Genomic DNA, 24479 nt, shown 5'->3' on the forward strand with positions numbered 1-24479 from the left:
ATGACGCCGGACAAATTAGTACAAATCGCTACTGAAAACAATGAACCTGAGTGGTTTGTTCAAAAGAGACGAATGGCTTTGGATGTGATGGACGAATTGCCACTGCCAGAAATTCAGAGGTTTGATTTTCATAATTGGCAAATGACTCCAGATGTTTCTCAAAAAATTAGGACATCTTTGCAGCCTAATCAAAATTTCGTATTAACTGATATTTTTGATGCAATTAATGAATATCCAGAATTATTACAAAAATATTATATGCAAAAGGTTATTAAACCAGATGAAAATAAGTTTACAGCCTATCACACAGCGTTTATGAATCAAGGGATATTTCTCTATGTGCCCAAAAATACGGTGATTGAGGATCCAATTGAGATTAATTTAGAGCAAAATTCTCAGGCACCTTTTATTTCTCATATTTTGATTGTGGCAGAAGAGAATACGCAATTTTCATTTATTCAAAAAATGACTACAACAGGTGATCAGTCTGCAATTGCTAATTGTATTGTGGAGATAGTTGCTCAAGCCAACAGTAATATTAAATATGCGGCGGTGGATGAATTGGGCGAGAATGTTACTTCCTATTTAAGTCGTCGTGCCTACGTGGGTCAAAATGCTTACGTGGATTGGTCGATTGGGATGATGAACAGTGGTAATACTATCGCTGACTTTGATACTGATCTGTATGGTGAAGGTTCGCATTCTGAAATTAAAGTGGTTGATATTACATCTGGTCGTCAGCAACAAGGTATTAATACGCGGGTAACTAATTATGGCAAACATTCAATTGGTCATATCAATCAACGCGGTGTCATCATGGATCGTTCACGACTTATTTTTAACGGAATTGGACATATTATTAACGGTGCGTCAGGGTCGAATGCTGAGCAACAAAATCGTGTTTTAATGATGTCTAGCAAGGCTCATGGGGATGCTAATCCAATCTTATTAATTGATGAAAATGATGTGATAGCAGGTCATGCGGCTAGTGTTGGTCAAGTTGATCAAAAACAACTGTATTATTTAATGAGTCGTGGGATTGATAAGAAAACTGCCCAACGCCTGGTGATTCGAGGCTTTTTGGGAGATGTACTCGTCTCAATTCCGTCAAAACAAATTCGTGAACAATTAATCCAAACAATCGAGAGGAAGCTGGAAAATGGACAGCAAGTTTCTGAAAATTCGAAATGATTTTCCAATTCTGAATCAAAAAATTAATAATGAACGTCTAGTATATTTGGATAACGCCGCTACAAGTCAAAAACCCCAAGCAGTGATTGACGAAATAGTTCGCTATTACCAAAATGACAATGCCAACACCCATCGGAGTGTCCATACATTGGGTGAGCGTGCGACTGAAGAATATGAAGCTGCACGAGGCAAAGTGCAACGATTTATCAATGCCAAAGAAAGCCGAGAAATCATCTTCACCCAAGGAACTACTGATAGTTTGAACCTAGTAGCGTCAACATATGGTGAAGAAAATATTTCCGCTGGTGACGAGATCGTCGTTTCATATATGGAACATCACAGTAATTTAATTCCATGGCAACAATTGGCCTTACGAAAGCATGCCATATTGAAATATATTGAATTAACAAATGATGGTCGGCTGGATATGGACGATGCTCAAAAAAAAATAACTGATAAAACTAAAGTCGTAGCCATTGCTCATGTCAGTAATGTTCTGGGAGTGACCAATGATATTAAAAAAATGGCACAAATTGCACATATCCACAACGCCGTTATGGTAATCGATGGAGCTCAAGCAGTTCCCAATCAGCCAGTAGATGTACAAGCTTTGGATGCCGATTTCTATGCTTTTTCAGGACATAAGATGTTAGGACCCATGGGCATAGGAGTTCTTTACGGTAAAAATAACTTGTTAAACAAAATGTCCCCATATCAGTATGGTGGCGAGATGATCAACTTTGTTGAAAAATATCAAAGCACCTGGGCTGATATTCCTTGGAAGTTTGAGGCAGGTACTCAAAATGTTGCGGGAGCAATTGGATTAGGAAAAGCAATCGACTATTTGACTGAAATTGGCATGCAAAATATTGCTAATTATGAACAAAAATTAGTTGAATATGCATTGCCGAAATTATTAAATATTCCTGAAATAACAGTCTATGGTCCGCATAGTCCTAAGTTACATAACGGCGTTATATCATTTAATTTAAAGGGGCTTCATCCTCATGACTTGGCAACAGCATTAGATATGGACGGCGTAGCGGTCAGAGCGGGACATCATTGTGCCCAGCCACTGATGAAATATTTGAATGTTGTGGCCACTGCTAGAGCTAGTTTTTATATTTATAATACCGTTGACGACGTCGATCAGTTGATTTATGCCATTCAAGATGCAAAGGAGTTCTTTAAAGTATGAGTTTGTCAGGATTAAATAGTTTATACCGTGAAGTGATATTGGACCATTCAGAACATCCGCATCACAAAAAAAATTTAAAACAGGCAACAAGTAAAGTGACTTTAAAAAACCCTACTTGTGGTGATGTCATCAATTTGGAACTCAATCTAGTTGATGGGAAAATTGCTGACATCGGCTTTACTGGTGAAGGATGCACGATCAGTCAATCATCAGCCAGTATGATGACGGATGTTGTATTGGGAAAAACAACTGAAGATGGTTTGGAAATGGCACAGATATTTTCTGAAATGGTCATGGGCCAAAAACGCTCCGCTGCTGATTTGAAAAAACTAGGTGATGCAGCAATTTTGTCCAGTGTCATGCAGTTTCCAGCCAGAATTAAATGTGCCACACTCTGTTGGTGGGCCTTAAGAAAATCATTAGGAGAAAATGTCGATGATTGATTTAAATAATTCAGATTACGAATATGGTTTTCATGATGATATTGAGCCAAAATATTCTACAGGTCGTGGATTAACCGAAGAAATAGTTCGTCAAATTTCGGCTGAAAAACAAGAACCTCAGTGGATGTTAGATTATCGTTTGAAATCATATGCACTTTATAAGAAGTTATCACTGCCAGATTTTGGCCCGGACTTATCGAAATTAGATTTGGAAAATATGTACTATTACCAAAAAATGACCGATAAAAAATATCGTGATTGGAATGATGTTCCAGATAAGATGAAGCAGACTTTTGACCGATTGGGTGTACCTGAAGCCGAGAGAAAATATCTGGCTGGTTCATCAGCACAATATGAATCTGAAGTGGTCTACCACAATATGCGGACCGAGTTTGAAAAATTAGGTATTATATTTACTGATACAGATACTGCTTTGAAGGAATATCCGGAACTGTTCAAGCAATGGTTTGGAAAATTGGTTAAGCCTAGTGACAATAAATTTGCGGCTTTGAATGCGGCTGTTTGGTCAGGTGGATCGTTTATTTATGTACCCAAAGGAGTCCGTTGTGACATTCCAATTCAATCGTATTTCCGTTTGAATTCTGAAAATTCGGGACAATTTGAGCGGACATTAATCATTGTAGATGAAGGTGCCAAAGTTGATTATGTCGAGGGTTGTACAGCTCCCAACTATTCATCTGATAGTTTGCATGCTGCTGTGGTTGAAGTAAACGTCAAAAAAGATGCGTATTGCCGTTATACAACGATTCAAAATTGGTCAGATAATGTGTATAGCTTGGAGACAAAGCGAGCAGCCGCTGATGAAAATGCAACAATGGAATGGGTCGATGGTAATCTTGGTTCTAAGGTAACGATGAAATACCCAAGTGTGTATTTGAATGGTGAGAATGCTCGTGGAACAATGTTATCAATTGCCGTTGCCAGTAACGGAATCCATCAAGATTCCGGAGCAAGAATGATTCATAACGCCAAGAATACTTCCAGTTCAATTGTTTCTAAATCAATTGCTCAAACAGGCGGATCCGTTGATTATCGTGGCACAGTTCGTTTTGGAAAACATTCTGATGGCTCAAAGGCACATGTTGAATGCGATACTATCATTATGGATAATGAGTCATCATCTGATACAATTCCGTATAATGAAATTGATAATGCCAACGTTTCAATGGAACATGAAGCTCGAGTTTCCAAGATTTCAGAAGAACAGTTGTATTACTTAATGAGTCGAGGAATTTCAGAAGCAAAGGCCACAGAAATGATTGTTATGGGCTTTGTTGAGCCCTTCACTAAGAAATTACCAATGGAATATGCAGTGGAATTAAATCGTCTGATCAGTTATGAGATGGAAGGCTCGATTGGCTAAAAATTCCGTTTCCAGAGCTGAGAGTATTCAATTGCTGCGCGGAACGGTTCAAGCCAAAGTACGGTCTCGAACCTCGGTTGAAGACTCGTTGGTTTTGCGAGGCTTCAACACGCCCGGTGGTGTAATTTAAAGCACTGACGCCACTTTCGCTGCAAATGAATACTCTCATCTCTTCCAACTAATTCATTTTTTTAATGATGGTAATAATCAAAAAAATAAAATATATAAAAATATTTAGAATAAAATGATTGACAACGCTTACATAAACATGATAGATTATGGACGAAGTCAAAGGGTGTTACTATTAAATTAGGCACGACCTGGGAAGAGTTGTAGTAACTATTCTTGGGTCGTTTTTTATTTGTTCTGATAAAGGCAGGTGAGCTTATCGAGTAAATTTGTTCGAAATATTGTTAAAGGAAAGAGTATTGGGTAAATGAGAGTAATAAAAAAAATTAACCATAATGCTATTTTAATAAACGATAATGGGACCGAAAAAATTGCTCTAGGCAAGGGAATTGGTTTCTCAGCTAAGCCCGATGATTCTTTCGATGAAGTAAACGCCGAGAAGGTTTTTATTCTCGATTCGAAAGAAAAAACCAAAATGTTTAGCGAAATGGTTAATCAAATCCCAATGGAATATATTGAGTTTTCGGAAGAAGTCATTAATTATATTTCAAAACATATTTCAAAACCATTGGATTCTAATATATACATTGCTCTAACTGATCACATTTATTTTGCAATTCAGAGACAAGCCGATGATGAGAATGTTGCTGCAATTATGCTTCCGGAAATGAAAATGCTATATCCTGATGAATTCAAGACAGCCGCCGGTGTGGTTGATTTAATTAATAAGAAATATCATACGAACTTGGCTGATAATGAAATTGGATTTATCACAATGCATATTGTTAATGCAGAGCTTGGAGAAAAGAATAGTTTTAATAGCCTTAAGATTATGGAGGTTACTAAATATATTCTGAATTATCTTGATAAGAATGGTTATAAGGGATTAGATAAGAATACATTTTTATATAATCGCTTGATGATACACATTCGATTTTTAGTTCAAAGATTGATTTACCATGAATCGACGCAAGATAATGACTTATCATTTTTCAACGACTCATTTAAGAAGAGTAAAGAGTACTTATTAGCAACAAGAATTGCCGAATTAGTAGATACCAAATATGATTTAGAAACTAATGATAGTGAACGGATGTACCTAGCAATACATTTAATGCGAATAAATAATAATATCAGGGCGTAACCGTTAAGTCGGGCGTGACCTCATCGAATACACAGAACCATTTTTGTGTACTCAATGAGGTCTTTTTTTATAGGAGGAATTCATAAATGGGAAAAGTAATTTTTAATTCAGATGATTTTGGATATAGTCGTGGCGTCAATCATGGAATTGTTGATGCCTATCAAGAAGGAATTTTAACTTCAACAACATTGATGGCCAACATGCCCGGATTTGAACAAGCTGTGAATTTTAAAAAGAGTTTACCTAATTTAGGTGTTGGAGTTCATTTAACACTAACCTGTGGGGATCCACTATTAAAGAATGTTGATACGCTGACTGATGATAACGGTCATTTTAAGAAATTGAGTTTTTATCATGATGATGATTTCCAGATTGATTGGGATCAGTTGTACCAAGAATGGAATGCACAAATTCAAAAAGTTTATCGTGCTGGAATTGTTCCCACACACCTAGATAGCCATCATCACACACATTCATTTGGAAAAAATCAGGAAGTTGTAATTGAGTTGGCTCATAAATATGATTTGCCGGTGAGATGTAATTTTGAGCGTCATAACGAAGTCGGCCACGTGGATTACTTCGAACCATACTTTGATGATGTTGGTGAAGAGGACCAAAGCAAGTGGCAAACGAATCGCACTAGAGAACAACAAATTCAGGAATTATTAGACCAATTACGTAGTGATGAAACAAGTGAAGTTATGTGCCATACCGCTTATATCGATCAAACGTTGAAGAATGGTTCCAGTTTTACGGTTCCACGAGTTAACCAAGTCGAATTCATGATAAATTCCGATTTTGCTAAGACTGTGAAAAGAGACGCTGATATTGAATTAGTTAATTATGGAGATGTTTTCAATTAGGAGGAAAAGACAATGGGTGGATTTAAAAAGGGACTACAAAACCTAGGTCGGGCAATGTTACTTCCCGTAGCAGCCCTACCATTAGCCGGTTTGATTTTGAGATTAGCTGCTCCAGATATGTTGAATGTACCAATCCTGATGGCAGCTGGTAATGCGGTCTTTGGAAACTTAGATATTCTGTTTGCGATTGGTGTCGCAATTGGATTTGCAAAGGCCAAGGACAAGGGGATTCCAGCGATGACTGGATTTCTGGCAATCATTACTTTAAAACAAGGATTGTTAATTATTGATAAAACTATCGATATGGGAATCTTTGGTGGTATTATTTCTGGTTTGATTGCTGCTTGGACGTACAACCGTTTTAAGAATCAGAAATTACCAATGGTCTTCTCTTACTTTGGAGGAGAGAAATTTCCATTAACCATGGTTTTGGTATTTCAAACGATTGCAGCATTTATCTTCGGTTACATCTGGCCAGTTATTCAAGCCGGAATTGATCAATTTGCTAAATTATTAATGGGAATGGGCGCAATTGGTGTCGGAATCTTCATGTTCTTGAACCGACTCTTGATTCCATTCGGGTTACATCACGTTATGAATACTTATGTTTACTATGATATGGGTAAATATACTGCACCAAATGGTCAAGTTTTCCACGGTGAAATTACTCGCTTTATCAACGGAGATCCTAAAGCCGGATTGTTCCTCTCAGGATTTTTCGTCATCATGATGTTCGGTGTTCCAGCTATCTGTTTGGCAATCTATAACGCCGCTTACAAAGACAGAAAAGATGAAGTCAAAGGTATCATGGGAAGTGGCGCTACAACATCATTTGTTGCCGGTATTACTGAACCAGTTGAATTCACATTTATGTTTATCTCACCAATGCTTTATGTTATCCATGCCATTTACGCAGGGTTGGCCGGATTTATATGTGCGTTGTTTAATATCAAGATAGGATTTACCTTTGGATCCAGTATTATTGATTACTTGATAAACTTTAAAATTGCAACCAACCCGATTCTTATTTTGCCGATTGGTGTCGCGTTCTTCGCACTGTATTACTTCACTTTCTACTATCTAATTAAGTGGAAGAGTATCCCAACGATGGGTCGTGAAGAAGTCCAGGATTACGGTGAAGAAGCAACAGCTGACGAAGAAAATCTTTCAATGGGTAGTAAGAATTATGAATATACAGCTAAGAAGATGCTCCAAGCCTTCGGTGGTAAAGAAAACATTGAAGAAGCCTACAGTTGTAACACTCGTTTACGTGTTGAAGTAAAAGATCCATCCATTGTCGATGAGCAAAAAATCAAGCAAATGGGAGTCAGTGGAATTATTAAACCTACAGAAAACAATTTCCAAGTCGTCGTTGGTCTGGAAGTAACTTACGTCATGGCCGAATTTGGAAAATTACTCGATTCTGAATAGTGGAGGAAGACTGATGTTATTTCAAAGAAAGAAGACTTTAAAATCTGTCGCTAATGGTAAAATCATTCCTTTATCAGATGTAAATGACGAAGTATTCTCAACGAACATGATGGGTGTAGGATATGCCGTTACAGATCATGATGGCAAGATATACTCGCCAGTCGATGGCAAAATTGAGAGTATTTTTCCAACTTTGCACGCTATAACCATTAAAAGTAATAAAAACGTCACTATATTAGTCCACATGGGACTTGATACAGTTGATCTCAAGGGAGCACCGTTTGAATTATTCGTTAAAGCAGGCGATACGGTGAATGAAAATCAATTGATGGCCCAAATGAATCTGCCAATGTTAACTGAAAAAAATAAGGATAGCGCCGTTATGGTTGTTTTACCAGAAGTGCAAAAAGGCAGTGTAAATGCCAATGATAGTGGATCAATTGAAGATATTGCATTCAAATTTTAAATATAAAATCTAGGGTAGGTAAAATACAATGAAAACTGAAAACTTACATATTACAATCGCTGGTGGTGGTAGCACATATACACCAGGAATTATCATGGCCGTTCTGAACAATATCGACCGTTTCCCAATCTCAAGCATTACTCTCTATGATATTGACAAAGAACGTAATGACGATATGTGCCTAATAATCAACTATATGTTGCAAAATAACGATTTACCAGATGTGAAATTGACACAGACAAGTGATCCCGAAACAGCTTTTACTGATGTTGATTTCGTCTTCTCTCAAATTCGAGTTGGTGGGATGGAAATGAGAGAAAAGGATGAAAAAATTCCTTTGAAATATGGTTTAGTTGGTCAAGAAACTTGTGGCCTAGGTGGATTTGCATACGGACTTCGTTCAATTGGCGGCCTGCTTGAAATTGTTGGTTTTATTCAGAAGTATTCGCCACAGGCTTGGATACTTAATTACACTAATCCGGAAACATTGATTTCTGAAGCTGTACGTCGAGTTTATCCAAATGTTAAAATGTTGAACGCTTGTGATATGACGATTTCATTAGAAGAGACTATAGCTAGAAACTACGGTTACAATCGTGAGAACTGGATTCCAAAATATTATGGCTTGAATCATTTCGGCTGGTATACATCGATCTATGATAAAGAATTGGAAAGAGATGTTATGCCAGAATTGATTCAGAAGTTAAAGGACACACCAATGAAGGTGGCATCATTTAACTCTGGCGATAATTCGTGGCAAGATGCTTGGGACATGTTAAGTAAGATCACAACTAATTTCCCAGACCAAATTGCCAATAATTACCTCGAATATTATTTATATTCAGACGATGTAGTTGACCACGCTGATCCAAACTATACACGTGCTAATCAAGTAATGGACGGACGGTTAAAGCATACTAAAGACGTTGCAAACTTAATCCGTTCCGGGGCAACAGATGATGTGATTGACTTCGATTTTGGTGAACATGGACAATATATCGTTGATATGGCAACATCAATCTTGAATGATGAACATAGAAGATTCATGTTGATTGTGCCAAACTACGGAGCAATTCCAAACCTCCGTGAAGATGCCGTAGTTGAAGTACCAGCATACGTTGGTCGTCTAGGTGCTGAGCCAGTTGCAATGCGTCACCACATCAATGATTTCCATAAAGGTTTGATGGAAGCGCAAAACGCCGCGGAAAAATTGTTGGTGGATGCTTTCTTTGAACACTCATATTCGAAAGCATTGCAGGCCTTTACTTTGAATCAGACAGTTAATTCAGCAGCTAAAGCTAAGTTAGTGCTTGATGAAATGATTATTGCTAACAAGGGCTACTGGCCAGAATTGAAGGAAGATGCAGCACCGGTTTTGGAAGAAGACAATAGAATTTAGATATTGAGGCATCCTTAAATAGGGTGCTTTTTTGTTGAACCCTGTATAATACAGGTAAGTTGACTGTTTGAAGAAAGTGGTGATTAACTTGTCAAAACTAACATATTTATTAGATAGAAATGATTATGAGCAGTATCGGGATTTATTCTTTTATTCATTTGATGAGCCTGAAACTGAGTCTGAAAAAGAATTTCTGAAACGAGAATTCGATCACTCAAGTGTATATGGCATCAAAGAGGATGGGCAGCTGCAAGTGTCGATTACTTGTGTACCATTTAAAGTTAATTTCTTTGGCAAGGAGTTTGGGATGTCTGGAATTGGCAATGTGATGAGTGCCCCAGAATATCTGCAAAGTAATGGTGTCGACACGTTGATGGAGCAGGCGTTGACTGATATGTACCGAAATGGAACGACCTTGTCTTATTTGGGGCCATTTTCTTACGATTATTACCGTCGTTTTGGATATGAGCAGGTTTTTGAAAATTTACAGATTACCTTGCCATTTACGAAATTAGCTCGCTATGTTAAACCTTCGATGGGTCACCTGAAGCGCTATCGATATGATCAAGCGCAAGATATAATTGGAGAATTATTTGCGGATGTTAATACGTCAGGAACTATCATGAGAAAAACTTGGTGGTGGAAAAATCTGGCACTTTGGTACCCAGATGATTTATTGGCAGTATACTATGATGCATCGGATGAAATTCATGGTTATATGCGTTATACATTTCATAACGGCGATTTCATCGTGCGTGACATGTATTATCAAACACCAGATGCCTTTTTAGGATTGATGCATTTCATTAATAAACATCGTTCCATTTATAAAAATATCGAGATCAATTCAACTGATACAAATATGCGAATCAATAATTTTTCGACGAATCCATGATATTGAGCCTATCAATTTGGAGGTTAATGATTCTCTGAGTTGGAACAATCACATCTGGGTTCTATCTGTAAAAAACGGCGTAGTCAGTTTAGAAAAATCTGATAAAGAAATTCCGGAAGTAATTGTTGATATTCAGACGTTAACTAAGGCCATGTTTGGCTATCAATCGTTGTCGGATTCATTTAAAATAGGCAACGTTTTGGGGAATACTGATGAAATTGAAACATTGGATAAACTTTTTGTGCATAAGAAAGCCCAATTGAAGGACTTTTTCTAATTTAGTAATTAAAGATTGAGGATAGAATATGGTAGAAAAGAAAGATCAAGTTAGAGAAGCCCTGGAGAAAGTGATTGATCCAGAACTTGGTATTGATATTGTTAATTTAGGATTGATTTATGATGTGACAATTGAAAAGAATAATCAGGCCGTTATAACGATGACATTGACAACAATGGGCTGCCCTTTGAGCGACATGCTGCATGATTCAATCAAAAAGGCAGCAGAATCAGTTGATGGTATCAAATCTTGCGAGATTCAATTAGTATGGTATCCAATTTGGGATATTGGCAAAATGAGTCGTTATGCTCGTGTGGCATTAGGAATTCCAGAAGGTTTTGGAATTTAATTAGTAGGTTAGTTATTAAGTCATTTGAATTTTTGTTAAGTTGGGCCTTCCCTAAGGCTGAGAATATTCACCTGCTATGCGGACTATTCCACGTTCAGTTGAATACTATCAACTCTGGAAACGGCATAATAATAAATTTAATATCTTCTTGAAACATATGTTTGACTAAACTAATATTAAGACTGAGTACAAGAGAATACGGAGGGTTTATTTTGAAAAAGAGTACATCATTACTATTAAGCGGAATTTTGGTTTCAGGTATGGTACTTGGAACAATTGTTACACCCGCAACAGTCCACGCATCAGATGATGCAGCTGCCGTTACACAAGCTGATACAGATGTCACAAATACAGTAAATTATTACAACAGAGCAGGTGCTTCTGTTGCCTCAAACAGTGTCACTGGTACAAAGGGAGCAGCTATTACAGCAGTTCCAGATGGTTACACATTAGCAGATGGCGAAACACCCGTCTTTACAACTAATGGTGGTTCTGTCGGTGTAAAAGTTACCCAAATGATTTCTTCAAAAATTAATTTTGTTGATCAAAATGGTAACTTGGTTAAGTCAGAAACAGTTGATGGTGGAGACGGCAATGCTTATACCATTGCTACACTACCAGCTGGTTGTTCATGGCCTAAAGATGCCAACAAGACAATCACTTTGGAATCAGGCAAGGAATACAATGTTCCCGTTGAAAAGCAAGTTTCAAATACAGTGATTTTCAAAACTTCTGACTCAACTGAAGCCGGTAGAACAACCGTATTTGGCGATAAAGCAGGCGACAAGGTAACTTTAACTGCGGACCAAATTCCTGCAGGTTACACAGTTATCAGCAATGATTTAACACTTCAAAGCGATGGCAATACCCAAATTATTGCCGTTACAAAGAATGTTGAAGGAATTACACCATTCACTGCCACAGTTCGAGTTGGTAGTGTCGCTACAACATTGTATACCGTTGATGGAAAAGCTATTACAAGCCGTCTATTAGGACCAAACAGTGACTGGAAGACGGCCAACAAGTTAGTTCTTAACGGTCAAGCTTACTATCAAGTTGCTACAACAGAATGGGTTCCAGCTGACAAAGTTACTGTCATTTCACAAACAGACAATAATACAGATACGAATTCAACTGCTGAAAAGGCCGATAGAAAGACTGTTACAACAAAGAACGTCGACTATACACCACTTTATGATGGCAATGGTAAAACAATCAGCAACCGTGGCTTAGGTAAAAACTCAGCATGGGCTACTGATCAAATGCAAACAATCAATAATGTTAAATATTATCGTGTTGCAACTAACGAATGGATGATGGCTTCAGATATCGCCTAAATTAGTTTAGATAAATGACTGTGAATCGATTTATGATTCATGGTCTTTTTTTTATCCCCAAATCGAATTAGTAAAGAAAATTTACAATTATCATAATGATTTGTCACTGGTATCTAATACTCCGTTTTTAAATTAAATTTATCTGATAAAATGACGCTTACACAACTAAAATTCTATGTAATTATATAAATAACTGGTTTAAATATAATTGATTGATGGTTATTAAATTTATAAAAAACTCAACTAAATTTAAATATGTGATTTATTTATTGCGAGAATATTTTACATGTAATATATTAGTCCTACCTTATTGAAAATAAGGAATATTTTCTTTTCGGAGGAATAAGAGATGAAATTAGGGAAGAGTTTAATTATTACAGGTTTATTGTTTTCAAGTATTTTAGGTAGTGTGAATGTTGGTAGTATTACTGCTATGGCAGCAGAACAAAATTTAACAGGAGGTGCCGATAATAACAAAGAAAAGACAGTTACTGTCAATTATATCGATGAAGCCGGAAATTCAATTACAGATAGTGGATTCACTGGTGAAAGATCGATAAATGTCCTATCTTCTGCTACTGTCGTTACAGAAAATCTTTTGGGGATTCCTGAAACGTACAAATTGATTACAGATTTAACGAAAGCAAGAATAGATGACAAAAATAACATTACTTTAACTGTAAAAAAAATAGATGATAAATCAGAAAATATTGATGTACATATTATTTTTGTGAATAAACAAGGTGATAATATTCCTGCGGCAAATATTAAGCCAATTGTACTTAAGGATAAAAAAATTGATTCAAAAATAACTGAAAAAGATGCTGGTGAAGCTCCTGCAGGATATAAATTTGTATCTGGTCAAAGTGTAGAGATTGTTAAGGATAAAATTGATGGAGTAGCTGCATATATAGCAAAAATTGAAGTTGAAGATTCTAAACAGACTGTTGTTACAACTAAAAAACCTTCAAAACATGGTGGTCATGCATCACAAAGAGTACGTATCTCATTCATTGATCAATATGGTGATGAAGTAGGTTTTCAACAATTAAATGGAAATGTAAGTTCTACAAGGAAAATCTCAGCACCAAAAGGTTACTCACTTGTTAACGCAAAAGATGCAGATATCAAGTTTGATAAGAGCAGCAACAAGAATCTTAAACTAAACGTTACCAAGAACAAGCCAGTTTCAACTATGGAAGAAGGCATTATTACAACAAACAGTGGTGAATTCAAACATCTTTACACTATCGAAGGTAAAGATATTACAAACCGTGGTTTAAGTGGCGATTCAAAGTGGTACACAGATCAATATGCAACGATCAACGGTGAAAAAATGTTCCGTGTAGCAACTAACGAATGGGTTAAAGCTACTGACGTTTATAAATAGCGAAAATAAAAAGTCAATCCAATTAATTTCTGGATTGACTTTTTTTATACCCTAGAAGTATTGCAACAAGTCAGCTTCAGTTAACTTATTTTTTTCTTCCTGATTCAAATCTAAAATAATTTCACCCTTCTTCAAAACAATTAAACGATTGCCATATTTCATAGCATCAGAAAGGTCATGTGTGATCATCATGCACGTTAATTCTTTTTCCAAAATAATTCGACTGGTTAGTTCCATCAAGTCTTTACTTGTTTGTGGATCCAAGGCTGCTGTGTGTTCATCTAACAACAATAACTCAGGTTTCTGGATAATTGCCATCAGGAAACTCAACGTCTGTCTTTGACCACCTGAGAGCTTTTCAGTAAATGTATTCAAACGGTTATCCAAAGTTGGCAGGTTAGAAATTAATTTTTGGAATTCTTCCATATGATCATTTAGTTTACGTAATCTTAAACGTCTGGGTAAGCCACGTCTTTTAGCCAACAGTAGATTTTCAGCCACGGTCATTCTGGGGGCGGTACCAGATTTTGGATCCTGATAAACTCGACTGATGTGACGGCTACGTTTGGCTAGATTTTCGCTAGTTATATCATCACCGTTTAACAAAATTTTACCGGATGTTAATTGATTAGTTCCGGTAATGGCGTCCAACAAGGTTGATTTACCAGCACCATTTGTTCCGAGGACAACTAAGAAGTCTTTGGGATTAATTGTTAAATTGATATTATTCAAAATATTTAAATTATCATCGTCGTTATAAATTGTCTTAACGGCATCTTTAATTTCTAGTAATGGTTTCATTTAGTTTTAACCCCATTTCGCAAAGTCTTTAAAAATTGTGCTCGAATTGTTGGTAATGCCAAGCAGAGAGCCAAAATGATAGCTGAAATAAGTTTCAAATCGTTGGTATTGAATCCTAGTAGTAATACGATCATCAAAATTAAACGATAGACGATACTACCAATAACAATTGTCATGAGACGAACGCTTAGTGGAACATCAGGGTAGATAACTTCACCGATAATGATGGCAGAAAGTCCGATGACGATGACACCGATACCCATGTTGACGTCGGCGAATCCGTTTTGTTGGGCAATCAAACCACCTGTTAATGCGACGATTCCGTTAGAAACCATCAAACCGATAAATTTCATCACAGTTGTATTGATACCAAGGGATGCAGCCATGGTTTCGTTATCACCAGTTGCGATAACAGCCTGCCCTTTTTCAGTATTTAAAAAGATAATTAATAGGAAAATAATTAAGGCAATAATAATGATACCTAAGACGATACCGTTAAAATTAGTTGGTAATTTATCTAAACCGAATTGGTTGAAAATATTAGTTGATTTCGTAAGTGACATGTTGGCTTTTCCCAGAATTCTCAAGTTGATCGAGTAAAGGGCAGTCATTGTTAAGATTCCAGCCAGTAGAATCGGAACATTGAGTTTAGCATACAGAAAGGCTGTCGCAAATCCGGCTAAACAACCAAAGAGAAAGGCAATTAATAGTGAATAAAGAGTTGAGTGACCACTTTGAATTAGACTTACGGCAGTGACAGCTCCCAATGGGAAACTTCCTTCAACGGTCATATCAGGAAAGTCCAAAATTCGGAAGGTGATGAATAATCCAATGGCCATGATTGACCAGATGAAACCTTGACTTATAGTAGATACGATTAAACTCATTTGATGATCTGTCCTTTCTTTTGGGCTTCTTTGACAAGTGAATCTGGGAATTCGATGTTAAGCTTCTTAGCCATTTTTTCATTTAACATTAGGTGGCCTTTTTTCATGAAGGTAACTGGTGTTGTAGCGGGATCTTCTTTGTGTTGAAGGATACGGACAACATGTTTTCCAGTTTCTTCACCAAGTTCATATTGGCTGAGACCGACTGTAGCTAGTCCGCCATCTTTAACCATAGTAGTTGCGGCAGGGAAAACGGCGATATTTTGTTTAGCTGCGATAGAAGAAAGCAACTTCATACCAGAAGCAACCGTATTGTCAGTTGGAACGTAAATTGTTTGAACGCCTTGTGCTAAAGCAGTACCGACTTGTTGAATATCGTTAACTGAGTTGATGCTGGAAACTTTAACGGTCATACCTTGTTTCTTGGCTAATGTTTCCATCTTTTTCATTTGACTAGTGGCGGAAGCATCGCTGGATGTGTAAATGATACCGATAGTTTTAAGATCAGGAATGACTTGTTTCATTAGTTTCAATTGAGCCTCTAGTGGGGCTTGGTCAGAAACACCAGTGATATTGCCACCAGGTTTTTGGTTGTTGCTGATGATACCAGCACCCTCAGGGTCAGTGACAGCACCCATGACAATTGGAATTTTTGAAGTGGCATTCTTTAATGATTGAACTGAAGGAGTGGCAATGCCGACTGCTACATCAACGTTATCTTGAACGAATTGTTTACTGATAGTTCTTAGATTACTTTGATCCCCTTGAGCATTTTGAAATTCAATTTTGACGTTCTTGCCATCAATGTAACTATTTTTCTTCAATGTGTCGTCAATCCCCTTATTGATCTGGTCCAAGGCGGGATGTGACATCAATTGTAGAACCCCAACTTTTGGAATCGCATTTTGTTTTTGGTTATCTGCGCGTCCTGTATAAAAGTATGCAAAAATTAAGAACATTGCTAGTGCAATTAGTGTTACGTAAAGTCTTCTCGTATGTTTCATCGTAATATCCCCCAAATTAAAAAGACAATCCCAGAGTGTGTGGGATTGTCTTAGAAAATAAAATACCCACATGGTTAAATTTAAAAAAATTTTTCCATGCGGGCTTTGAAATTATCATAGTTTAATAAGCCGACACGGATTCAATCCTATTCAGACTGAATCCATCTCGGATTAGTCTGAGTTATCGGCTTTGCCAACGAACATTCACGATGTTTAGAGAATTAATAGTTTTCATAATAGTTATCTCCTAACAAATTGATGTCTCAAATATATTTCAACATGGTCATCTTGTCAACTACAAATTTGTAATGAAAAAAGTATAAAATATTTTCTGAAAAAACATATAATGTAGAGAAGAGCATAAATGCGAGGCTATTTCATGAAAAAAAATTTACGGATATTGTTGTTGGTTGGTTTAATTGTGGCATTTGTTACTGGGTTAACATACTTTGATAGCTTCATGTATCATGATCCAGTCATCAAGGTGCAACAAGTAAAACAACTCGATAAGAGTACTTCAACCGACGAGTACAAGAATACCGATACTCAGATTACCCAACGAGTAATAGGACGATTTCTGAATACAAAGGATAAAGGTAAGACTGTTTCCTTCAAGAATACTTATTACCAATCACAGTTGACCGATACGAAATATACAGTTGGTCAGCAAGTTATTCTCACCAAGAGTGGTCACGCCTATACACCGAAGAATGTAAAACGTGATACGACTCTAGTTTTCACCATTGGTTTGGTCGTTTTCTTAATGTATTGCATGAAATTCGATCGTCGCAAATTATTTATCAGTATTTTACTTAATGTCATTATTTTCTATGGATTCTTGAACATAATTATTAAGACGCATAACAGTGTTCTATTACCATTAACCGTTATAACGGCACTATTAATATCGGCTGTGGCTCTATTAGTTATTCTGGGACCGACATACCAAGCGTTAATGGCGTATTCGAGTACAGTCATTGCAACAACGGTGGCACTGGGACTAAGTGTCTTTGTATTGAGCATGTCAGGCTATGGCGGAGTCCATGTGGAGCTAAATGATTTTGAATTACAACCTTATAAGGGCGTTTTCTTTGCACAAGTTATTTTTAGTGTTTTAGGCGTTATACTCGATGAAACGATGGATATTTCTTCATCATTGATTGAAATGAAAAAGGAATTGGCTGATGTTGAGGAAGCAACTTTGTTCAAATCAGGCATTAATATTGGTCGAGAATTGATTGGACCGTTGATCAATATTTTGTTATTTATTGTGATCGCTGAAAATTTAAACATTGTCTTATTGTATTTAAGCAATGGCAATTCAATTGGCTATACTGTTGAAATGACGCTAAGTCTCGGACTGACGCAGCTTTTGATCAGCGCGATTGGAATTATTTTGACCGTGCCGGTTACGAGTTTTATCGCTAGTAAAGTAATTACAAAGAGGGTGAAATAATGCTGTATTTATTTTTGACCTTCGTTGTCTTATTACTGATGGTCACAGGAACACGTGGATTTACATTATTGTTTGGACTAGGAATCAATATTTTCTCAATTATTGCACTATTGATACTGATTGCTGATGGATTCAACGCTTTGATTACGACATGCATTATTTCAGTTGTAATTCTAGTTGTGGCAATTTATATGAATGTCGATAATCCTAATACTGCCAGCACAGCTTTCAAAACTTCGTTGTTAATAATGGTCGTAATTTTATTGATTACGATTCCTTTGGAATACTGGGCTAGTGCTCAAGGGATGGCGGCAGAAAATCAAGACGAACTGGAAGGCTTCTCCTTAGCAGCTGGAATTTCGTATCCAAAACTAGCAATTTCTATTATTGTTATCAACAGTTTGGGAGTTATTTCCGAAACAAGTGTCGCAATTACCAGTGGTTTGAATGAAATCGTTGATAATAAACCAACAATGACACCATCTGAAATTTTTGATGATGGTTTCTCAGTAGGTAATAAAATTCTCAATACACAGACAAATACCTTATTATTCAACTTCTTCGCTTCAACATTCCCATTATTCTTCGTTATTCATTCATTAGGATATAAGTTCACGGAAGTGTTGAATGATAAATTAGTTGTTGCTGAAATTTTGACGACACTGATCTGTACAATAGGTGTTATTTTAACAGTACCAATAACTTCTTATCTGGTCTATCAGAAGGCCAATAAGAAGATAAAAAAGCAAACAAGTGAGTAGATGTGAACGATAACAGATTTCTTGAAACCGTTGCCATAATTACGTAATCCTCCTAAGATAGATGTTATATGGATTGGAAATGTATCCTTGTTAATTTCTAAAAGTTGAAAAAAGAAGATTTGATTTTTCATCCTCTGGAAATGACACACTTCAATTAATAAAAAAAGGGGAGATTACATAATGGCATACAGTGATTGGTGGAAAAAATCAGTCGTTTATCAAGTTTATCCACGTAGTTATCAAGATAGTAATGGTGATGGAATTGGCGATTTACCAGGATTAACAAGTCGCCTGCCTTATATTAAAGATTTGGGCGCTGATGTAATTTGGTTAAATCCAATTTACAAGTCACCTGACAAAGATAATGGCTATGATATTAGCGATTATCGCAGTATTCAACCTGCGTATGGAACGATGGATGATTTTGACAAGATGTTACAAACAGCCCACGTTTTAGGACTCAAAATTATGATGGATCTGGTTGTCAATCACACGTCTGATCAGAATAAGTGGTTCCAAGAGAGTAAGAAGTCTAAGGATAATCCTTATCGTGATTATTATGTTTGGCGCGATCCTGTAGATGGACATGAGCCTAATAACTGGGGTTCTTACTTTAACGGATCAACTTGGAAATTTGATAAGACGACAGGTCAATATTATTTACATCTCTTCGCTGATGGACAACCTGACTTGAATTGGGAAAATCCCAAGGTACGTGATGAAGTTTGGAATGTTATGCGTTTCTGGCTTGATAAGGGTGTCGATGGATTCCGAATGGATGTTATCAACTTGATTTCTAAACCAGCAGGTTTGCCAGATGGTGAGAAGGCTCCCGATGAAAAGTATGCGGATGTTGGTAAGGTGGTCGCTGATGGTCCACGTTTGAATGAATTTTTACAAGAAATGAATCAAAAGGTTTTGTCGAAATATGACGTTATGACGGTGGGTGAAATGCCTGATTCAACGCCGGAAGATGCGATTAAATATACTGGATTGGATTCTCATGAATTGAACATGGTCTTCCAATTTGATCATGTTGGACTTTCAGGCAATCCTGATAAACGTTTGGGTAAATGGTATGATGAGCCAGTTAAATTAGTTGATTTGAAGCGTTCTTTGAGTAAATGGGAAACTGAACTCAATGGTAAAGGCTGGAATAGTTTGTATTGGAATAATCACGATCAGCCTCGAGCTGTTTCTAGATTTGCGACCGATGATCCTAAATATCGTGTTCGTGCAGCCAAAATGTTGGGGACAACACTCCACATGATGCAAGGAACTCCTTATGTCTATGAAGGCGAAGAATTGGGCATGACGAATGTTCACTATACGAAACTTTCACAATATGAAGACTTGGAATCATTGAATGCCTATCATGAATTCGTTGATGATGAGAAGATTGTTGATAAAGATTCAATGTTGAAGTATTTGTCAATTCATTCTCGTGATAATGCCCGAACACCAATGCAGTGGGACAAGAATAAGAATTCCGGTTTTACCAGTGGCAAACCATGGTTTGATTTAAACCCTAACTTTGGTAAGATCAATGCTCGTAGTCAAATTGAAGACGGAGATTCAATTTTTAGTTACTACAAGAAATTAATTGAACTTCGTCATAACAGTGATTTGATTATTTATGGTGATTACGAATTGTTGGATCCCGAGGATGAGCAAGTATTTGCTTATAAACGCCGTTATAACGATGAAACTTTGCTGGTAATCAGTAACTTTACCAAAGAAACAGTGACGAGAGATTATGGTCAGTCGAAAGGTAAGCTGTTGATTGGTAATTATGGTGATGATTTGGATATGGAAATTCGTCCTTATGAAAGTAAAGTTTATCTATTTAACGTGTAGTGTTAGTTAAGTATGCCGTTTCCAGAGCTGAGAGTATTCAATTGCTGCGCGGAACGGCCCGAGCCTGGGAAGCGGTCTCGAACCTCGGTTGAAGCCTCGCAAAACCCGCGAGTCTCCAACACGCCCGGTGGTGTAATTGCTAAAGCAATAACGCCACTTTCGCTGCAAATGAATACTCTCAGCTCCTCCAACTAGTTTATTTTTTTAATAGCTGGAACAATAAAATGAAGGTTTATGAGTATTTAAATAAAGTGGCTCTAGGTCGGTAATAGCAATCGTCAGATCAATTTTTCGCCTTTCAACCTTCAGTAAAAGAGTAATTTGCAGATAAAAATAGGAAACTCCCAATTGGGAATTTCCTATTTTTTTTCGGCTAACTTTTCAGCCATTTCTCCATCAGGATAAACCGTCAAGGTGTCGGCTTTACCAGTAAACAAGACTAATCCTGGTTTTGCACCTTTTGGCTTATGCAACTGACGAACTTTCAAAACATCGACTGGAACTTGCTTTAGACCACGGCCCTTACTGTAATAAGCAGCTAAGCTGGCAGCCTCAAGCAAAGTTTGTTCACTTGGTTCAGTGCTGTGAATAACCACGTGGGAGCCAGCTAATTCACTGACATGCATCCAATAGTAATCTTTTCTGGCAGTCAGAGTTAAATGATCATTTTGGACACTGCTCTTGCCAACTTCAACTAAAACATTATCGGTAGTATAGAAACGACGAGGATGGGCTGGTTCAGGAGCTTTTGATGAATGTAAAACTTTGGTCTTGATAGCGTCTTCAGCAATTAATTGTTGCCTGACTAATTTTGCCTGTTCTTCATCTTCTGCATCGAATGAGTGTTGACGTTGCAATTCTTTGTCCAAAGCTGATTCGGCGTTAGATAAATTATTTTTGATTGTCTCAAGTCCACGTTTATCACGATGGTATTGATGGAAGTATTCCTCAGCGTTTTCCATAACTGACTTATTAATGTCCAAGTAAATTGTGATGTCCTGATTAGGGTGGCTATAATCTGGTAAAACTACATAGCCTTTTTGACCATCAATTTGTTTGACGTAAGTTTTTAATAGGGTGCCTTTAACTTGGAGAATTTCGGCATCACCGATTTTGTTGATAGCTTTCTTTAATGAAGTGATTTGTTTTTTTGTGTGGTCGATTTGCCAGGCCATAGCCTCGATAACTTCAGTAGCAGTAGATTTTTGTTCAGTTGACATTTTTGAGCCTCAATTCCTAATGCTTTAATTATAACATCTGAAGGTTGAAAGCTTAGTTAAATATGCCGTTTCTAGAGCTGCGAGTATTCATTTTCAGCAATTGAATACTCGCAGCTCTTCCAATTATTTTTTTTAATAGAATGAATAATAAAACGAAAACTCCCAATTATTTAAATAAATGGACTCTGGGCCTGTAACAACTGGGGCTATGTTAAATTCTCAAACTTTAGATAGCATCAAAAAAAGAGCTCTATTTGACTAGAACTCTTTTCCAGCTAATTCTGCTTTAGCATATGCATGATCCAAAATTTCGATAGCGTGTATTGGATCTTTGTCCATACCTTCCGCAAAAACTCCTGAGTAATCATCGATGCCCATCATGTGGAGCATCGTTTGTAAATATTGGTCGCCTAAATCATAAATCATCGAATCGTTTTGAATGTGATCATTGTGATAGTTACCACCACAAGATTGTAAGTGGATAGCTTTCTTACCATGTAGGTCACCGATTGATAAACCATCATGATTATAGTGAAAAGTTTGACCAGCTTGCATAATTAAGTCAATGTATCTCTTCATTTCGGCAGGGATAAAGAGGTTATACATTGGATTTACAAAAACATATTTATCAGCGTTAATGAATTCATTAATCCATTTTTGACGTGACTCGTTGAAACGTTCTTCATCGGGATTCAGTTTACTTTTGGCAAGATTCTTATTGTAGATTGAAATCGCGATTTTGTTCAATTTGAAAGGCATATATTCCGAGATATTGTGGACAATGATTTCATCATCTGGATTTTTGGCAATATATGAACTGATAAAGTGTTTGTATAATTCATGTGTTGAAGAACCCTTGGCAGTTTCGGGGTGCGCATAAATTACGAGTATTTTTGGCATATTAAGGAAATCCCCTTTCTACAAATTTACTTATATTATATATCTGAATAAAAAAACAAACCCATAAATATATGAGTTTTTTGTTTTTTTACTTGCTGTAAGATGAAACGAGAAAATTGGATATTGAAGACGGGATCTAAGGTAAATCATTGCCTGCAGCAAAGTATACGTCGTACCATTCTTGTTTAGTCAATTCGACGTCGCCACCTTTGGCACTGTCAGCGATATGTTCAGGGTTCATTGTACCGATAACAACTTGAATCTTAGCAGGATGTCTGAGAATCCAAGCAGCAGCGATAGCATTCTTGCTTACATTATATTTGTCAGCTAACTTTTGTAAAATTTCGTTTAATTCTGGGAACTTGTCGTTATTGATGAATGTTCCGGCAAACATACCATATTGGAATGGTGACCAGGCCTGAATAGTTACACCCATACGTCTTGAAAATTCAAGAATTCCGCCATCATGGTTGATTGAACGTGTATCAGTCATGTTTGTATGCATTCCTAGGTCAATCATACCAGTGTGCATAATGCTAAATTGGAGTTGATTGATCATTAATCGTTGGTCAACAGCTTCCTGAACGAGGAGATATTGTTGTGGGTTAAAGTTAGAAACACCGAAGTGACGAACCTTACCAGATTTTTGTAAGTCGTCGAAGGCTTCAGCAACTTCTTCAGGTTCCATCAATGGATCGGGACGGTGTAGTAGGAAGGAGTCTAGATAGTCGATTCCCATGCGTTTCAAAGATCCGTCGACAGCATCAATTAAATGTTGCTTAGAAAAGTCATATCTTTCACCAGAAACAATGCCACCTTTTGATTGGATATAAATATCGTCACGGTTAACGCTACTTTGTTTTAGTGCGGCACCAAAGACCTTTTCGGAATCGCCACCACCATAAATGTCGGCCGAGTCGATATAATTGATACCACTATCAACGGCGACATCTAAGCTTTTAGCAGCTTGTTCTGGAGTTAGACTGTTCATGCGCATGATGCCCAGTGCAACTGATGATACCTGCCAATTTGTGTCACCAAGATAAAGTTGTTTCATAAAATAAGCCTCCAATATTTTTTAATAACACTTACCTGTGGTGCTAGTTATATATGCCGTCTACAGAGCTGGAAATTTTTCACTAGCTGTGCGGAACGGTTCGAGCCAAAATTACTGTCTCGAACCTCGGTTTGAAGCCTTGACATAGGTCGTCAAGTCTCCAAACACGCCCGGTGATATAAGAACGGGAGAATCAATCTCCCGTCCTTATATCACTTCCACGGCACACAAATATTTTCCAGCTCTTCCGACTAGTTAATTGTTCATAAATTGAGTATAGAAAAGCTCAATTATTTTATATCCAGCCCGTTTTAAATTTTAATTTGGAAAATATAATTGAAGCGAATATTTGTAATTAATTATCAACTAGCACCATGCGTAACACTTTAATTATTGTGTGCCAGTCGGTAGAAGTCAACCTAAAAGATTGCGCTTACAATATGTATACCTTTTGAAAAAAGCCAAAATCTTGCAAAACTTAAAATATTGAATAAATTCGAAGGAATTATATCAAATAATAACGATTGACTAATGTAAATTTACATAAATATGCTGAATTTATTTCTGAAAAGTATATGCATTTCATTTAGTTATATAGTCTATAAATAAAAAGTATTTTATATGTAAGCGATTACAAGCT

Annotated in this window: 23 protein-coding genes; 17 read left to right on the top strand and 6 right to left on the bottom strand. The window is 36.9% G+C overall.

Going from position 1 to position 24479, the window contains the following annotated elements; translation table 11 throughout:
- From sufD to FFM71_RS07570, 14 genes are all read left to right on the top strand, one after another.
- Nucleotides 1-1191 carry a Fe-S cluster assembly protein SufD gene (gene sufD, locus FFM71_RS07505; RefSeq protein ID WP_137611558.1) on the top strand — a complete coding sequence of 397 codons (1191 nt, stop codon included), beginning with the start codon at nt 1-3 and terminating at the stop codon, nt 1189-1191.
- Nucleotides 1160-2389, top strand: coding sequence for an aminotransferase class V-fold PLP-dependent enzyme (locus tag FFM71_RS07510; RefSeq protein ID WP_137611559.1), 1230 nt, complete (start codon nt 1160-1162; stop codon nt 2387-2389). Before sufD ends, FFM71_RS07510 begins: the two co-directional genes overlap by 32 nt.
- On the top strand, nt 2386-2832 hold the full coding sequence (sufU, locus tag FFM71_RS07515; RefSeq protein ID WP_137611560.1) for a Fe-S cluster assembly sulfur transfer protein SufU: 447 nt from the start codon (nt 2386-2388) through the stop codon (nt 2830-2832). The genes FFM71_RS07510 and sufU overlap by 4 nt, the downstream gene beginning before the upstream one ends.
- Nucleotides 2825-4216 (top strand): Fe-S cluster assembly protein SufB, encoded by a 1392-nt coding sequence (gene sufB / locus FFM71_RS07520; protein ID WP_171000506.1) that lies wholly within the window; start codon nt 2825-2827, stop codon nt 4214-4216. The genes sufU and sufB overlap by 8 nt, the downstream gene beginning before the upstream one ends.
- Before the next feature lie 436 nt (nt 4217-4652).
- On the top strand, nt 4653-5489 hold the full coding sequence (locus tag FFM71_RS07525) for a PRD domain-containing protein (RefSeq protein ID WP_137611562.1): 837 nt from the start codon (nt 4653-4655) through the stop codon (nt 5487-5489).
- An 86-nt stretch (nt 5490-5575) separates the two neighbouring features.
- Nucleotides 5576-6352, top strand: a complete 777-nt coding sequence (locus FFM71_RS07530; RefSeq protein WP_137611563.1) for a carbohydrate deacetylase — start codon at nt 5576-5578, stop codon at nt 6350-6352.
- A 12-nt stretch (nt 6353-6364) separates the two neighbouring features.
- A complete protein-coding gene (locus tag FFM71_RS07535) occupies nt 6365-7783 on the top strand; it encodes a PTS transporter subunit EIIC (RefSeq protein ID WP_137611564.1) in 1419 nt (472 codons plus the stop codon).
- A gap of 13 nt (nt 7784-7796) precedes the next feature.
- The gene (locus FFM71_RS07540; protein ID WP_373278798.1) at nt 7797-8249 is read left to right on the top strand and encodes a PTS glucose transporter subunit IIA; all 453 of its coding nucleotides are present in this window, start codon (nt 7797-7799) and stop codon (nt 8247-8249) included.
- Nucleotides 8250-8277: 28 nt separating this feature from the next.
- Entirely contained in the window at nt 8278-9648 is a 1371-nt protein-coding gene (locus tag FFM71_RS07545) for a family 4 glycosyl hydrolase (protein WP_137611565.1), read from the top strand.
- Nucleotides 9649-9736: 88 nt separating this feature from the next.
- Nucleotides 9737-10543, top strand: coding sequence for a GNAT family N-acetyltransferase (locus FFM71_RS07550; RefSeq protein WP_171000507.1), 807 nt, complete (start codon nt 9737-9739; stop codon nt 10541-10543).
- A gap of 10 nt (nt 10544-10553) precedes the next feature.
- A complete protein-coding gene (locus tag FFM71_RS07555; protein ID WP_506256162.1) occupies nt 10554-10820 on the top strand; it encodes a sterol carrier protein domain-containing protein in 267 nt (88 codons plus the stop codon).
- A 28-nt stretch (nt 10821-10848) separates the two neighbouring features.
- Entirely contained in the window at nt 10849-11169 is a 321-nt protein-coding gene (locus FFM71_RS07560) for a metal-sulfur cluster assembly factor (RefSeq protein ID WP_137611568.1), read from the top strand.
- Nucleotides 11170-11381: 212 nt separating this feature from the next.
- Nucleotides 11382-12506, top strand: a complete 1125-nt coding sequence (locus tag FFM71_RS07565; protein ID WP_137611569.1) for an SLAP domain-containing protein — start codon at nt 11382-11384, stop codon at nt 12504-12506.
- Between the two features lie 349 nt (nt 12507-12855).
- Nucleotides 12856-13896 (top strand): hypothetical protein, encoded by a 1041-nt coding sequence (locus FFM71_RS07570; protein ID WP_137611570.1) that lies wholly within the window; start codon nt 12856-12858, stop codon nt 13894-13896.
- Between the two features lie 51 nt (nt 13897-13947).
- On the opposite strand, the gene FFM71_RS07575 is transcribed toward FFM71_RS07570, so the two are convergent.
- The 3 genes from FFM71_RS07575 to trpX are packed head-to-tail and all read right to left on the bottom strand — an operon-like array spanning nt 13948 to nt 16588.
- Nucleotides 13948-14697, bottom strand: coding sequence for an ABC transporter ATP-binding protein (locus FFM71_RS07575; RefSeq protein ID WP_137611571.1), 750 nt, complete (start codon nt 14695-14697; stop codon nt 13948-13950).
- Entirely contained in the window at nt 14694-15584 is an 891-nt protein-coding gene (locus FFM71_RS07580) for an ABC transporter permease (protein WP_137611572.1), read from the bottom strand. Before FFM71_RS07580 ends, FFM71_RS07575 begins: the two co-directional genes overlap by 4 nt.
- Nucleotides 15581-16588 (bottom strand): tryptophan ABC transporter substrate-binding protein, encoded by a 1008-nt coding sequence (gene trpX, locus FFM71_RS07585; RefSeq protein ID WP_137611573.1) that lies wholly within the window; start codon nt 16586-16588, stop codon nt 15581-15583. The genes FFM71_RS07580 and trpX overlap by 4 nt, the downstream gene beginning before the upstream one ends.
- A gap of 379 nt (nt 16589-16967) precedes the next feature.
- On the opposite strand from trpX, the gene FFM71_RS07590 reads away from it, so the two are divergent.
- The 3 genes from FFM71_RS07590 (at nt 16968) to FFM71_RS07600 (ending at nt 20662) form a co-directional block, all read left to right on the top strand.
- Nucleotides 16968-18044, top strand: a complete 1077-nt coding sequence (locus FFM71_RS07590) for a YibE/F family protein (RefSeq protein ID WP_137611574.1) — start codon at nt 16968-16970, stop codon at nt 18042-18044.
- Nucleotides 18044-18805: a YibE/F family protein gene (locus FFM71_RS07595; protein ID WP_137611575.1), complete on the top strand. Its 762-nt coding sequence runs from the start codon at nt 18044-18046 to the stop codon at nt 18803-18805. The genes FFM71_RS07590 and FFM71_RS07595 overlap by 1 nt, the downstream gene beginning before the upstream one ends.
- Nucleotides 18806-18985: 180 nt before the next feature.
- Nucleotides 18986-20662 carry a glycoside hydrolase family 13 protein gene (locus tag FFM71_RS07600; protein WP_137611576.1) on the top strand — a complete coding sequence of 559 codons (1677 nt, stop codon included), beginning with the start codon at nt 18986-18988 and terminating at the stop codon, nt 20660-20662.
- 359 nt (nt 20663-21021) lie between these two features.
- Here the strand turns inward: FFM71_RS07600 and FFM71_RS07605 are convergent, their stop codons facing one another.
- The 3 genes from FFM71_RS07605 to FFM71_RS07615 form a co-directional block, all read right to left on the bottom strand.
- Nucleotides 21022-21882 carry an NFACT RNA binding domain-containing protein gene (locus FFM71_RS07605; protein ID WP_137611577.1) on the bottom strand — a complete coding sequence of 287 codons (861 nt, stop codon included), beginning with the start codon at nt 21880-21882 and terminating at the stop codon, nt 21022-21024.
- 258 nt (nt 21883-22140) lie between these two features.
- Nucleotides 22141-22782, bottom strand: a complete 642-nt coding sequence (locus FFM71_RS07610; protein WP_137611578.1) for an FMN-dependent NADH-azoreductase — start codon at nt 22780-22782, stop codon at nt 22141-22143.
- A gap of 136 nt (nt 22783-22918) precedes the next feature.
- Nucleotides 22919-23839, bottom strand: coding sequence for an aldo/keto reductase (locus FFM71_RS07615; RefSeq protein WP_137611579.1), 921 nt, complete (start codon nt 23837-23839; stop codon nt 22919-22921).
- Nucleotides 23840-24479 lie beyond the last annotated feature (640 nt).

It is taken from the genome of Companilactobacillus huachuanensis, assembly GCF_005404815.1.
Lineage (GTDB): Bacteria > Bacillota > Bacilli > Lactobacillales > Lactobacillaceae > Companilactobacillus > Companilactobacillus huachuanensis.